Source organism: Pseudoalteromonas espejiana DSM 9414 (assembly GCF_002221525.1).
In the GTDB taxonomy this organism is placed as follows: Bacteria; Pseudomonadota; Gammaproteobacteria; order Enterobacterales; family Alteromonadaceae; genus Pseudoalteromonas; species Pseudoalteromonas espejiana.
Genome location: NZ_CP011028.1, coordinates 1,988,609 through 2,003,159, shown reverse-complemented (window position 1 = coordinate 2,003,159; position 14,551 = coordinate 1,988,609). Strand labels below are relative to the sequence as shown.

Sequence of the window (14,551 nt, the reverse complement as noted above, 5' to 3'; positions counted from 1 at the left end):
GCGCAATTAGCTATTAAGGGTTATTACTTTGCAATTTATCGCACTTACTTCTATCGGAATCGAAAATTTACTTGTTGATGAACTAACAGAGCTAGGCGCAGTTGTGTCTAAGCAAACTGTGGGTTCTGTTCGCTTTGAAGCGGATTCAACATTGGCACAAAAGGTTTGCTTATCAACTCGCTATGCAACGCGTGTGCTGATGCTTATTGAAGAAAAAGAAGGCGTTAATGATAAAGATAGCCTATACAAATTTGCACGTTTTCAACCTTGGCAAGAGTGGTTTGGGCCAACTCAAACGTTCGCGGTTGATTTTAACGGCACAAACGACTCACTAAAAAATACGCAATTTTCTGGGCTTGTCATTAAAGATGCGATTGTTGATTACTTTAACGATTTATACGAACAACGCCCAAATGTAGATAAGCAAGATGCCAATGTGCGTGTAGTCGCACGCTTAAATCGCCACGGCGTCTCTTTATACATTGATTATTCGGGCCCTCGTTTATCAGAACGTGGTTACAGACAAGGCCAAGGTAAAGCACCGATTAAAGAGCATTTAGCGGCTGCTATTATCAAGCGCAGTGGTTGGCTTGAAAATGTTAACCAACCTTTATTTGACCCTTGTTGTGGTGCCGGTACTATTTTAATAGAGGCTGCGGGTATGGCTCGTAATGAAGCACCTGGCTTATTTAGAGAAGGGTTTGCTTTTGAACGTCTTCCAAGTTTCAGAGCTGCTAAGTTTAAGCAGCTACGTGAAGAATTAATAGCACAGATAACCGATCCTAAATTATGGTTAATTGGCCATGATTACGATGCACAAGTTCTTGATAAAGCCATTGGCAATGCTGAGCGCGCAGAGCTTGATAAAGTCATTAAATTTAAGCAAAGTGATGCAACTAAACTCACTTCAGTTGCTAAGCTTCCGGGTGTGGTTATTTCTAACTTACCGTACGGTGAGCGTATTGGCTCTATGGCTGAGTTGGTAAATTTACACCGTAGTATGGGTGTTGGCTTTAAAAAGCACTTCAATCATTGGAAGCTTGCGTTATTAGGCATGGATGAAAGCTTATTTAAACTTTTAAAACTAGTAAAACAAAAGCGTTATAAGTTTAAAAATGGCCCACTTGATGTAGAGCTTAACTTATATCAATTAGATGATAAGCAAGTGAGCTTAACTTCTGATGATAAGCCTGCGCTCAACTTTGAAGGTTCTATGTCGTTTGCAAACCGCTTAAAAAAGAATAAGCAAGGCTTAAAAAACTGGCTTAAGCAAAACGATGTACAATCTTATCGCGTATATGATGCAGATATTCCTGAGTACAACGTAGCTGTTGATATTTATGGTGATTCTGCGGTTATTTTTGAATACGCAGCACCAAAAGAAATAGACGAAAAAACATCTGAGAAACGCCTGCAAGATGTGATTAGCTTAACAGCCCAACAGTTAAATATAGCGCCAGAAAACATTGCCGTAAAAGTACGTAAAAAGCAAAAAGGGGAAGAGCAATATACCCCAATGGCAAAACAAAACCGTACTATGGTAGTAGAAGAGTTTGGTGCTAAATTTAAAGTGAATTTATTTGATTACTTAGATACCGGCTTATTTTTAGATCACCGTTTGGCTCGTCGTTATATTCAACAAAATGCGCAAGATAAACGTTTCCTAAACTTATTTGCTTACACTGGAACGGCATCTGTACACGCAGCACTGGGCGGTGCAAAGGCAATTACTACTGTTGATTTATCGAAAACGTATTTAAAGTGGGGCCAAGATAACTTTGCCTTAAATGATATTAGTAATACCCGCTACCGTTTTGAGCAAGCCGACTGTTTAAAATGGCTTGAGTATGCTCAAGGGCAATACGACTTAATATTTTTAGATCCACCGACGTTTTCTAACTCAAAGCGTATGAAAGATGCATTTGATGTACAAACTGACCATATTAAGCTTTTAACATGGGTTAAAAAAATACTAAGTCCATCAGGTACTCTAATATTCTCAAATAACAAGCGTGGCTTTGTGATGGATGAAGTTGGTTTAATGGGACTCGGTTTAAAAGCAGAAAACATCTCAGAAAAAACATTATCGCCTGATTTTAAGCGAAATAAAAAAATACATAATAGCTGGCTGATTACTCATGGCTAATTATGTTTTATACCATACCGATGGCTGCCATTTATGTGAGCAAGCTGAGCAGGTTTTATTGTCGGTTTTAGGTAATAAAAACGAGCTTGAATTAACCGATATTATGACTGATGAGCAACTAATAGCGCGTTTTCAGTTAAGTATACCCGTATTTGAAAGCAAAACCGGCCAACACTTGTATTGGCCGTTTGATGCACAACGTGTGCATGATTTTTTAGCGCAAGAATAAAGAGCAGTATTTATGGATTTAATAAGAATACAAAAAGCGCAGTTAGCTTATGGCACCCATCCACTATTAGATGATGCCGATGCAGTTATTGAAAGTGGCGAGCGCGTATGTATTGTAGGGCGTAACGGCGCTGGTAAATCAACACTTTTAAAAGTACTTGATGGCCAAGTAATTTTAGATGATGGTGAAATTAACCAGTTAGGTGGCATTAAAATCTCTCGTTTAGAGCAAGATCCACCAAAAGGAGCAAACGGCTCAGTATTTGATTACGTAGCGCAAGGCATGCCTGATATAGCCAATTTATTAATTGATTACCATCACGTAAGCACACAGCTACAAACTGACTGCACAGATAAGCTACTAAACAAACTTGAGCGTTTATCTAACGAGTTGGAAGCGTGTGACGGTTGGCGTTTTGATTCGCGTATACAGTTGGTTTTAACGCGATTAGAGTTATCTCCAGATGCAAAATTAGAATCACTTTCAGGTGGTTGGTTACGTAAAGTAGCCCTAGCTCGTGCGCTTGTAAGTGAGCCAGACCTGCTACTACTAGATGAGCCAACTAACCACTTAGACGTAGATAGTGTTAAATGGTTAGAACAATTTTTAAAAGAGTTTAAAGGCGGCATTGTATTTATATCGCATGACCGTGCGTTTATACGTGCTGTAGCTACGCGAATTTTAGACTTAGACCGCGGTAAGCTGATTTCTTATCCTGGCGACTATGCTACATACCTTGAACAAAAAGCGCATGATTTAAAAGTAGAAGAAACACAAAATGCACTTTTTGATAAACGCTTAGCTGAAGAAGAAGCGTGGATCCGACAAGGCGTAAAAGCACGTCGTACGCGTAACGAAGGACGTGTACGTGAACTAAAGCAGCTACGTGTTGAACGTAAAGCCCGTGTTGAGCAAGTTGGTAAAACGGACTTCAATATAGAAACTGCTGATCGCTCTGGTAAGTTAGTATTTGAAGCCAAACATATTAATCATGCATTTAAAGACAAAGTAATTGCTAATGATTTTTCTACTTTAGTAATGCGTGGAGACAGAATAGGTTTAGTGGGTCCAAATGGTATTGGTAAAACGACCTTGTTAAAACTATTGTTTGGTGATCTTGAAGCCGACAGCGGTAATGTGAAGCAAGGCGTAAATCTTGAATTTGCTTACTTTGATCAGTATCGCCAAAAGCTAGATGAAGAGGCTACCGTTCAAGATAACGTTGCTGAAGGTAAGCAAGAAGTAATGATGGGCGGACGCTCACGCCATGTATTAGGTTACTTACAAGACTTTTTATTTCCGCCAGCACGTGCACGCACGCCAGTTAAAGCATTATCTGGTGGTGAAAAAAATAGACTTTTACTTGCCAAGCTATTTTTAAAACCATCAAATATTTTAGTTCTCGATGAGCCGACCAATGATTTGGACATTGAAACTCTAGAGCTATTGGAAGAAATTATTAATCAGTATCAAGGTACTGTGCTTATTGTAAGCCATGACCGTGAGTTTATTGATAATACTTGTAGTAGTGTTTGGGCGTTTGAAGGTAACGGTAAAATTACCGATATGGTGGGTGGTTATACTGACTACCAAGCATATTTAAGCTACTTAGCAGAGCAAGAAAAACAACAAACAGCGCCTAAAAAAGAAGTAAAACCGGCTCCAGTTACTGCGGTAAAAGCAGAAAATAAAAGCAATAAGCTTTCTTACAAATTAAAACTTGAATTAGAGCAACTACCCAATAAAATGGAGCAACTTGAAGCTGCAGTAGAAGCGCAGCAAGTTGTAGTGAGCGATCCTGACTTTTTCAAACAAGATAGCGACGTAACCACTAATGCATTGAACCATTTAGCAAAACTCGAGTCTGACCTTGAAGCCGCGTTTGAGCGCTGGGAAGAACTTGAAGAATTACAGAATCAGTAGTAAGGATTAAAATGAAATATAAATTACTCGCTGCCAGTATTTTAGCGACACTGAGTACATCTGCATTAAGTGCAACCTATGAATTAACAGAACTAGGTACTCTTGAAGACGCTAAACATTCTTATGTTACTGACGTAAGTGAAAGCGGGCACATTATTGGTACTGCCAACGGATTGTATAACTTACCAATCGATATTAGTTACATCGACTTCACAGAAAGTGTTATTGAAAACGCCTACGACAGTGAAGAATATAATTTTGAGTTAAGTGATAAAGAAATCACATTTACACTTGATGACATTGAAAATAATGATGCTGTATTTACTAATGCTGATGCGCATTCATTTATGATCAGCTTTTTAGCTGGCAGACCCACTGATTTTGAATACCAAAAACTAAGTTCTGTAGTGGGTATTAAGTTTGACAATGGCACGGTAACTGAACAGGTCCTTTTTGATGAAGAGTCTGTTGATTACGATGGCTTAACTCGCTCAATGAGTAACTTTTACAACGCGGTAAGCGAAGACGGCGTAAGTGTTGGCTGGAGCGCAGCGCCATACGATAAAATCTTGTTTACCCCGGATGATGAAGATGAAGAAGAAACATGGTTTACCCATGACTTTATTGAACGCGGTATTGTTATTTCAGAAGATGGCACGCAAAGCGTAGCGTTAGTACCTGAATTTGACGACTACGGCGGTACTAGCCGTGCTAACGATATTGTTAAAACAAACGACGGTTACACAGTAGTTGGTTATGTATCTACGGGTATCCCAGAGGATCGCCTTGATAACATTGAAGATAACTGTGATAACGAAGATGAGCCAACTAATACATGTGTTCAATTGCTAAACTCAAGCGTTACCACGGGTGTATTTGATGAGCGTGCAGTTAAGTGGGAGCTTGATGAGTCGTTTAATATTACATCTACCGAAACGTTAGGCCTTGCATTAACACCTGAAGATGATGACGATTTTGCTTTTACAAGCACTGCGCTTGCGCTAAATAGTAATGGCACTGTTGTTGGTTCATCTAATGCGCGTTATTACAAAAATGACGACACTATTTTAACTATGCCTGTGTACTTTAAAAATGGTGACGTTTTTAATTTTATCGATCAAGAAGATGATTGGCTTGCAGGTAAAGCACTTGCAGTAAACGATAACGATGTAATTGTTGGGTATGCGTCAAAGCGTATTGAAACAACAATTCGTGACCAGTTTTTTTACCACGATATAAGCACGGGTAACACGGTTTTTCCAACGGGCTACTTTAATAGCTCAAGTGCTTATGGTAACGACATAAACAATCAAGGTTATGTTGTTGGTGAAGGTGAAGTAGGTACAACAGAAAACAGCCGTCGTAAAGAAGCGTTTATCTACAAAATAGGTGATGATAAAATCACTAACTTAAATGATTTACTACCGTGTTATGAAACAGATGGTGAAACAGATTACGCGTATACGATGGCTGAAGCTAAAGTTATTAATGAAAACAACGAAATATTCGGTGTTGCCACTAAAACAGTAGAAAAGCGCGATACGTTTGGTAATGTTGAAACCGATATTGAAGGTAACACGGAATACGAAAGTGTAGCCGTTGCTGTAAAATTAACGCCAATTGATGGTGAAGTAGAAGACTGTACGCCTGTGGAAGAAGAACTTTATGAAAGAAGTTCGGCAAGTTTCCCTTGGTACACGCTATTACTATTACCATTAGTAGGTTTACGCAGAGTGTTCAGATTTTAAATTTGAACTTTGCTATAAAAAAACCAACTTAAATTAGTTGGTTTTTTTTCGTCTATAATAAAGTGAGTTATTTTGTGGTTTTAATGCGTTTAGCCACGCAAATACTTAAGTATTATTGCGCCTTAGTACAACGTTTATTGGTTGCGTGCAAGCCATGCTTTACGAACAGAGCGACGCCAGATTATATCAATGCCTAAATAGGCAATGATTGCGGCAATAGAAGCACATACAAGCGAGCCAATTAAAAACGCTGGGCCTATTGTTGATAAGCTTTCTAAAAACCAAGCCCAACTGGCTTCAAATGCAAAATGTTGCTCAGGTTGATTTAAAACTAGGGTACCAACTAAGTAGGAGCCATAAAATATAGGCGGCATAGTTAGTGGGTTAGTTAACCACACTAGGGCAACTGAAATAGGTAAGTTGACTCTAAATACAATGGCAGCTGCTGCAGCTAAAACCATTTGAAAAGGAACAGGGATGAAAGCAAAAAACAATCCAACAGCAAAAGCCCCACGCGCTGAACGTCTGTTAAGGTGCCATAAGTTGGCATCTTGTAAAAGGCGGCCGAATATTCTAAGCGTTTTATGATGCCTAATTTTATTAGGATCAGGTAAAAATCGTTGGATCGTTTTCTTAGGCATTTCAAGCAACCATTTACTTCAGTGTGGATTAGTCTTGGATTTGTAATAGGTTGCATATCAACCGTATTTTATTATCAAACCCATGAATTTACAGTCATCACAATATCTGTCCTTATTGCGAGCGCCTATTTTAAGCCGTTTTTAAATGTATTGTTAGGGTTTATTTTAGCTATTTGCTGCATTGTTGTGCACTTTCACCTATTTTATAGCTATACGTTACCTGTAAATAAAAATATCTATGCTTATCCTGCCACTGTTATTGTCGATGACGTAATTTCAGCAAAAAAACCTCAGTATATAAAAGCAACATTACTTAAACTAAATGGGGACGAAATACCTAAATTTAAAGCACCTAAAGCGATGCTGAGTTTAAATGTTGAACAACTTGTTGAGCAAGGTGACACATTTGATGCAGCCATTACTTTACGTACGTTTAGAGCCATTAAAAATAAAGATGTGTTTGATAATAATCTACATGCGTTTAAGCAGCGAATATTGTTTAAAGGTAAAGTACTTAATAAACAATTAGATATTAATAAGCCACTTTCACAGTCGTTAATTCATAATTACAGGACGTTTTTAAAAGAAACGTATGACAAAACAGAGCTTAAATGGCTCTATTATGCTTTGTTAAGTGGTGATAAATCATTAATGACGAGTGAGCAAAAACACGCCATGCAAACATTAGGGCTTAGCCATTTACTGGCTATTTCGGGCTTACACATAGGTTTAGTATTTGGTTGTTTTTATTTTTTGAGTAAATATCTACTTTATTTTACACAGGTCACAGTTTCGCAATCAGTTAATTTAACCATCATCTATAGCTTTGTGGGTTGGCTTTGTGCATTGGTATACGTGTATTTAAGTGACTTTTTAGTCTCTGCAACCCGTGCATTTATAATGTTAACGAGTTTTTTATTACTTTACTATATTGCCAAACAGCCACTGCGTTGGCGAAGTATTTTATATGCTTTAGTGGCAGTTTTAATAATAAATCCATTTAATGTACTCAACCCGGGGTTATATTTTTCGTTTATAGCTGTAGGCATTATTTTTCTGGTTATAAAGCACCTACCTAAAAGTAACTACCGTTGGCTTAGCGCAATAATAGCGCTGTGTGTTATTCAATTAGGATTATTTATTGGGCTACTACCAATAACACTTATTTACTTTAATGGGGTGAGTATTGCTGGGCTGCTAATTAATTTAGTGGCAATACCTTTGCTTAGTTTCATTATAATGCCGTTGCTGTTATTGATTACCTTGGTAAGTACACTTGTAGATATAACCAGTTTAATTTTACTTTTTGATACGGCTGTGTCGGACATGTTTGATTATGTTAATGCCATTCCGATGCATTTAAGGTGGTTTGAAACAGCAAAGCCTAACATGCTGTATGTTGCTATAGCATATATGAGTATTTTACTTTTTTGGTATTCGCCCTTTAAGCGTTTAGTTGTGATTCCCCTGTGTGTGGCGCTAGTTGATTATTGGTTTACGCCAAAACCACTGTGGCAATTACATGTTTTTGATGTAGGCCATGGTTTAATGACCTTACTTGAAAAAGATAGCAACGCATTAGTGTATGATTTTGGGCCTAGTTATTTTAATCGCTTTAGCCGAACTTATAGTGTGTTAATTCCTTATATTAAAGCGCATAACCTAAAAGTGAGTGATGCAATTATAAGCCACCAGGATAACGATCATGCTGGAGGGGCTATACATTTTATTAATGCCGGATTTAAAAATAGCTTTAAGCGTTTTCATCCAAATGGGCATACACAGCCTTGTGTATCTGCGCAGTATAATTTTAATGGCCTTGAAATAACCAGTTTTGGCAGCACATTGTATAATAATGAAAACGATAACTCTTGTGTATTGCTTATTACCTCTAAGCAATTTAGCGCGCTGTTAACGGGTGATATTTCTAAGGCACGAGAGCAGAAGCTAATTAAATCACATTCATTGCAAGCCGATATTATTTTAAGCCCGCATCATGGCAGCGATACATCTTCAAGCCCCGAATTTATCGCCCATGTAAAGCCACATACTGTTATTCACTCAACTGCTTACAAAGGACAATGGCAATTCCCTAATGAAAATGTAGTTGCTCGGTATAAGGCAATAAATGCGAAACAATATATAACAGCGAATGACGGCCAAATTACAGTAAGTATTTATAAAGATAGCTTTAGTGTTACTACTGCTCGTGAACACGAAAGTTATTGGTTTATAGAAGATTGACGTTTAGTTTTAACAGTTTGAAGGATACAATACGGGCTGTAATTGAATAACGAGAGTAATATGAGTCAAAGTACTACACAAATTTATAAACGGTTAATTTCTTACGTGGGTGATTATAAAAGCGTTGCCTTCGTCGCTATTATTGGAATGATCGGCTATTCGGGTATGGATGCTTTATTTATTCAGTTAATGAAACCGTTTATAGATGAAGGGTTAAACCAACGAAATAATGAAGTTTTAATGTATGCGCCGTTTGTAGTTATTGCATTAGTGATAGGGCGCGGCCTGTTTAACTTTATGTCGTCTTACTGTTTAAGTTACGTAGGCTCGCAAGTGGTGCGCTCGTTACGCCAGCAGTTGTTTGAGCATATTTTACATTTACCTGTCTCATTTCATGATAAAAATTCTACCGGCGATTTAATTTCAAAAATTACTTTTGATACTGAGCAAGTTCAGCAAGCAATTACTAAAGCGTTGTTAATTGTTGTGCGTGAAGGTGCCTTTGTGGTGTTTTTATTGGGCGTTATGTTTTACACCAGCTGGAAACTATCGCTGATATTTTTGGTGATCATTCCATTAGTGGCAATTATCGTAACGTTTGTATCAAAACGTTTTCGTCATATTTCAAAAAATATTCAATCTGCAATGGGGCAAGTTACACGTAGCTCCGAGCAAATGCTAAGTGGTCATAAAGTAATTCATGGCTTTGGTGGTCAAAAACAAGAAATTAACCAGTTCTCTAAAATTAATAATCATAACCGCCAGCAACGTATTAAAATGGATGCAACCAAAGCATTAAGTGTGTCGGTTATTCAAGTATTAGCGGCCAGTGCTATGGCGGTGATTTTATATGTGGTCTCTATGCCATCAATGATAGACACCATCAGCTCTGGTGATTTTGTGGTGTTAATTTCTTCAATGATGATGCTACTACGCCCACTTAAACAGTTAGCAAACGTAAATAGTGACATGCAGCGTGGTATATCTGCAGCGCAAAGTATATTTTTGGTCCTTGATGAAGAGATTGAAAAAGACACCGGTACACTTAGTGTAGATAAAGTAAAAGGCAAAATTGAAGTAAATAACGTTACGTTTAAATACCCAACAAAAGATGAAGCTGTTTTAAATAACCTTTCATTAAGTATACAAGCGGGTGAAAGCATTGCATTAGTAGGGCGCTCGGGCTCGGGTAAGTCAACTATTTCTAATTTATTACCTCGTTACTATGACCTAGAAGCACCGAGTGAAATTTTATTAGATGGCATTGCGCTTAACGAATATAAGCTAGACGACTTGCGCCGCCAATTTGCCTTAGTATCGCAGCAAGTTGTGTTGTTTAACGATACTATCGCAAACAATATTTGTTATGGCATAACACGTGAAATTACGCCTCAGCAATTAGAAGATGTTGCAAAACAGGCGCATGTTTGGGAATTTGTTAAAGACTTACCCGAGCAGCTTAATACTATGGTAGGTGAAAATGGCGTTATGCTCTCAGGCGGACAGCGCCAGCGCATTGCTATAGCGCGTGCAATATTAAAAGACGCACCTATTTTAATTTTAGATGAAGCAACCTCGGCATTAGATACTGAGTCTGAAAAATTAATTCAGCAAGCACTCGACACTTTAATGAAAGATAAAACATCGATTGTTATTGCACATCGCTTATCAACAATTGAAAACAGCGATAAAATATACGTTATAGATAACGGCCGTGTAATAGAAAGCGGCGATCATCAAAGTTTACTTGCTAAAGACGGCACTTACTCTGCGTTATGCAAAATGCAGTTTGGTGAGCAGGGGTGAGTAAAATAGAACAAAGCTGGTATAAACCATTTAGCTTTATAACGCTCTTGTTACTGCCATTGTCTGCTCTTTTTTGGCTAATAGCGAACATTAGAAAATGGATTTATAAGCTTGGTATTACAAAGCCTTTTACAGCTAAAAGCAAAGTTATTGTGGTGGGAAATATCAGTGTTGGTGGCAACGGAAAAACACCCTTTGTTTTATGGCTGTATGATTACCTATCTGAGCAAGGCTTAAAAGTAGGTATTATTAGCCGTGGATATGGTGGTAAAGCGGTTAGTTATCCACTTGTGGTTGACCGAACGGTAAACACATTGCAAGCCGGGGATGAACCAGTTCTTTTGTTTAACCGCTTAAAGTGCCCAGTAGTGGTAGGCCCGGATAGAAAAGCCAATATTACTTTATTAGAGCAGCAGTTTTGTGTAGATGTGATTATTTCAGATGATGGCATGCAGCATTATAAGATGGCTCGAGATATAGAGTGTTGCATTGTAGATAGCCAAAGGCAATTTGGTAATAATTTACTTATGCCGGCAGGGCCACTTCGCGAAACCACAAAACGATTGAAAAGCGTTGATATCGTCATAGAAAACGGCGGTAACGCAGCGCTTAGCTATACGCTTGAGCCAAGTAAGCTTAAACACGTTATAAATAGTGCCACAAGTAATACAACAATAGAAAATGGCCATGCGGTAAGTGCTATTGGTAATCCAGGGCGTTTTGAAAATGCACTTAAAGCACAAAATATAACACTGCTTTCTACACATCATTTTAGAGATCATTACGCATACAGTGCGCAAGACTTCGCACAGTTTTCAGATGATAATGTATTAATGACAGAAAAAGACGCAGTTAAATGTAAGGGCTTTGCTAAAGATAATTGGTATTTTTTACCTGTAGATGCAAAACCGACAGATGCTGTAATCAATAAATTAGATTTATTATTAAAACAAAAAGGGATCCTCAATGGCCTTTGATACAAAATTACTAGAAATAATTGCTTGTCCTGTGTGTAAAGGAAAGCTTCGTTTTGATAAAGAAAATGCAGAGTTAATCAGCACAGCAGCAAAGCTTGCGTACCCTGTACGTGACGATATTCCTGTACTGCTTGAAAATGAAGCCCGTGAGCTTAGCCAAGATGAGGTTGATAAGTGGAATTCGTAGTTATTATTCCTGCTCGTTACGCATCAACGCGTTTACCTGGAAAACCACTGGCCGATATATGTGGTAAACCTATGATTCAACATGTTTATGAGAAAGCATGTGCATCGGGTGCCAGCAAAGTGGTTATCGCAACCGATCACCAAAAAGTTTTCGATGCCGTTAAAAAATTTACAAATGATGTATTGATGACACGAGAAGACCACCAATCAGGCACTGAGCGTTTAGCTGAAGTTGTTGATTTATTAGCGCTTGATAGTGATACGATTGTGGTTAATGTGCAAGGTGACGAACCATTACTTGCAAGTGAAAATGTAACTCAAGTTGCAGCGCTTTTAAATGATGCTACAGCACCTATGGCAACGCTTAGCGTACCTATAGAAGAGCAGGCTGAGGTTTTTAACCCTAATGCGGTTAAAGTAGTGAGTGATATAAATAAAAATGCATTGTATTTTTCACGTGCAAGCATTCCGTTTGATCGAAATGCGATGATGAGTGAAAACGCAGCATTAGAATTAGCGCCATTTCAGCGCCATGTAGGTATTTACGCGTATCGCGCAGGGTTTATTAAACAGTATATTGAACTGAGTGTATCTCCGCTCGAGGTGCTTGAATCATTAGAGCAACTACGTGTTTTATACCACGGTTATGCGATTAAGATTGAGCAAGCAAAAGTGACACCTCATGCAGGTGTAGACACCCCAGAAGATTTAGCCAAGGTCATTGCTTATATTGAAGGCAATCCTGCTTAGGTATGGGTAATAACAATTTAAAAATTGTGATGAGCCACGCCGACTTTTATATTTTTGAAAAGCCAGCAGGGCTTAATTTTCATTCTGAAGACGGCCCTGGTTTTGTTGTATTGGCTGAGCAGCAAACGGGCGAAAAATTATATGCTGTTCACCGTCTTGATAAAGTGACTTCTGGCCTTATTATTCTAACTCGTAACAAGGCCTCGGCCGCTAAATTTACTGCTCTTTTTACTGAGCATGCCATAAATAAGTTTTATTTAGCCGTTAGCGATACCAAGCCTAAAAAAAAGCAAGGCTGGGTAAAAGGTGATATGGCTAAATCGCGCCGTGGTATGTATAAGCTTTTAGCAAGTTCACAAAACCCGGCAATTACCCGTTTTTATTCATTTAGTTATAAACCCGGTTTTAGAGCTTATATTTTAAAACCCTATTCGGGGAAAACACACCAACTGCGTGTGGCATTAAAAAGTTTAGGTGCACCAATATTAGGTGACTCGCTCTATAGTGGCAGTAATGCCGTACGAACATACTTACATGCCTATGCGTTAAGCTTTGTGTGGCAGGGTGAACAAATAAATTGTTGTTTATTTCCTAATGATGGCGATGAATACCAGCAATTAATAAATCAGCAAGAATTTCAAGCATGGCAAACGCCATGGCAACTGGATTGGTAAATGAGCGAAAATGTAACTGATATCCGTTTTGGCGGTATTAAACGATTATATGGCAATCAACAATTTGATTGGCTTCAACAAGCACACTTTTGTGTTGTTGGCATTGGCGGAGTGGGCAGCTGGACTGCTGAGGCATTAGCGCGCACAGGTGTAGGTAAAATTACACTTATAGATTTAGACGATATTTGTGCAACTAATGTAAATAGGCAAATACATGCGCTTAGTGGCAGCATTGGTCAAGCAAAAGTAGATGCAATGAAAACTCGTTGTGAGCTGATCAACCCAGAGTGTGAAGTATCAGTTGTAGATGATTTTATCACCCTTGATAATATTAAAGAGCATATTCAAGGCTTTGATTATGTAATTGATTGCATTGATGCTGTTAAAGAAAAAGCAGCACTTATAGCGCACTGTAAGCGCAATAAATTGCCGATTATTACAACCGGTGGAGCTGGTGGACAAACCGATCCGAGCCAAATAACATTTGGTGATGTTGCAAAAACAACGCAAGATCCACTTCTTGCTAAAGTGCGTTATATTTTGCGCAAGCAATATAACTTTAGTAATAATCCTAAGCGTAAGTTTAATATTGATTGTGTGTACTCTACTGAGCAGCTTGTTTACCCTGGAAGTGATGGCAGTGTGTGCCATGCAAAACAAAATGCAGATGGCACAATGAATATGGATTGTAATAATGGCTTTGGCTCAGTAACGATGATTACTGGTAGCTTTGGTTTTTTTGTCGCTGCAAAAGCCGTTAGAAAATACCTCGATAAAAAACAACGCACACAGCAAGCTCAATAATTTTTAATTGAGCTTAGCACTGGCCATGGCTTGGATTCTTTCTACCATGGCTTTTATCCCATTACCGCGAGAAGCGCTAAGGTGCTTAATTAAGCCTAGCTTTTCAAACTCATCGTATGCATTTGTATTCACTACTTGCTCAGGTGTTAAGCCATTATAAAGCGCTAGTATAATTGCAAGTAACCCTTTTACTATGCGTGTATCAGAGTCGCCAATAACAACTAAGCAATTTTCGTTGTTATCAAAATCTACAAACATCCATACTTTACTTTCGCAACCCGGTACTAACGCATCATCAGTTTTAAGAACCTCAGCAAGGGGGGGTAGGGTTTTACCTAATAGCATTATTTCTCGGTATTTTTGCTGCCATGCACCGGCATCTTGTATAGGTTTTACTACGTTATTAAACGTATTTGTCATGAG

The 14,551-nt window shown here is 38.4% G+C and carries 13 protein-coding genes; 11 read left to right on the top strand and 2 right to left on the bottom strand.

Going from position 1 to position 14,551, the window contains the following annotated elements:
• Window positions 1-28: 28 nt before the first annotated feature.
• The 4 genes from rlmKL to PESP_RS09150 are packed head-to-tail and all read left to right on the top strand — an operon-like array spanning window position 29 to window position 6,046.
• On the top strand, window positions 29-2,146 hold the full coding sequence (gene rlmKL / locus PESP_RS09165; RefSeq protein ID WP_089347761.1) for a bifunctional 23S rRNA (guanine(2069)-N(7))-methyltransferase RlmK/23S rRNA (guanine(2445)-N(2))-methyltransferase RlmL: 2,118 nt from the start codon (window positions 29-31) through the stop codon (window positions 2,144-2,146).
• On the top strand, window positions 2,139-2,375 hold the full coding sequence (locus tag PESP_RS09160) for a glutaredoxin family protein (RefSeq protein WP_089347760.1): 237 nt from the start codon (window positions 2,139-2,141) through the stop codon (window positions 2,373-2,375). Before rlmKL ends, PESP_RS09160 begins: the two co-directional genes overlap by 8 nt.
• A 12-nt stretch (window positions 2,376-2,387) precedes the next feature.
• Window positions 2,388-4,298 carry an ATP-binding cassette ATPase Uup gene (gene uup / locus PESP_RS09155; protein ID WP_089347759.1) on the top strand — a complete coding sequence of 637 codons (1,911 nt, stop codon included), beginning with the start codon at window positions 2,388-2,390 and terminating at the stop codon, window positions 4,296-4,298.
• Window positions 4,299-4,309: 11 nt separating this feature from the next.
• Window positions 4,310-6,046, top strand: a complete 1,737-nt coding sequence (locus PESP_RS09150; RefSeq protein ID WP_089347758.1) for a DUF3466 family protein — start codon at window positions 4,310-4,312, stop codon at window positions 6,044-6,046.
• Between the two features lie 134 nt (window positions 6,047-6,180).
• On the opposite strand, the gene PESP_RS09145 is transcribed toward PESP_RS09150, so the two are convergent.
• Window positions 6,181-6,687, bottom strand: a complete 507-nt coding sequence (locus PESP_RS09145) for a DUF2062 domain-containing protein (protein WP_089347757.1) — start codon at window positions 6,685-6,687, stop codon at window positions 6,181-6,183.
• Here PESP_RS09145 and PESP_RS09140 point away from each other — a divergent pair.
• Genes PESP_RS09140 through tcdA form a run of 7 tightly spaced genes read left to right on the top strand, consistent with a single transcriptional unit; the run spans window position 6,667 to window position 14,128 of the window.
• Window positions 6,667-8,931, top strand: a complete 2,265-nt coding sequence (locus PESP_RS09140) for a DNA internalization-related competence protein ComEC/Rec2 (protein WP_089347756.1) — start codon at window positions 6,667-6,669, stop codon at window positions 8,929-8,931. The two genes, PESP_RS09145 and PESP_RS09140, sit on opposite strands and share 21 nt — an antisense overlap.
• A 60-nt stretch (window positions 8,932-8,991) precedes the next feature.
• Window positions 8,992-10,737, top strand: a complete 1,746-nt coding sequence (gene msbA / locus PESP_RS09135; protein ID WP_089347755.1) for a lipid A export permease/ATP-binding protein MsbA — start codon at window positions 8,992-8,994, stop codon at window positions 10,735-10,737.
• Complete coding sequence (gene lpxK, locus PESP_RS09130) at window positions 10,734-11,714, top strand: tetraacyldisaccharide 4'-kinase (RefSeq protein ID WP_089347754.1); 981 nt, start codon at window positions 10,734-10,736, stop codon at window positions 11,712-11,714. Before msbA ends, lpxK begins: the two co-directional genes overlap by 4 nt.
• Entirely contained in the window at window positions 11,704-11,901 is a 198-nt protein-coding gene (locus PESP_RS09125; protein ID WP_004586692.1) for a Trm112 family protein, read from the top strand. Before lpxK ends, PESP_RS09125 begins: the two co-directional genes overlap by 11 nt.
• The gene (kdsB, locus tag PESP_RS09120) at window positions 11,889-12,650 is read left to right on the top strand and encodes a 3-deoxy-manno-octulosonate cytidylyltransferase (RefSeq protein ID WP_089347753.1); all 762 of its coding nucleotides are present in this window, start codon (window positions 11,889-11,891) and stop codon (window positions 12,648-12,650) included. The genes PESP_RS09125 and kdsB overlap by 13 nt, the downstream gene beginning before the upstream one ends.
• Window positions 12,651-12,652: 2 nt before the next feature.
• Window positions 12,653-13,324 (top strand): TIGR01621 family pseudouridine synthase, encoded by a 672-nt coding sequence (locus PESP_RS09115; protein WP_089347752.1) that lies wholly within the window; start codon window positions 12,653-12,655, stop codon window positions 13,322-13,324.
• On the top strand, window positions 13,325-14,128 hold the full coding sequence (gene tcdA / locus PESP_RS09110) for a tRNA cyclic N6-threonylcarbamoyladenosine(37) synthase TcdA (RefSeq protein ID WP_089347751.1): 804 nt from the start codon (window positions 13,325-13,327) through the stop codon (window positions 14,126-14,128). It abuts the gene before it with no gap.
• 3 nt (window positions 14,129-14,131) lie between these two features.
• Here the strand turns inward: tcdA and PESP_RS09105 are convergent, their stop codons facing one another.
• Window positions 14,132-14,548, bottom strand: coding sequence for a SufE family protein (locus tag PESP_RS09105; RefSeq protein ID WP_089347750.1), 417 nt, complete (start codon window positions 14,546-14,548; stop codon window positions 14,132-14,134).
• Window positions 14,549-14,551 lie beyond the last annotated feature (3 nt).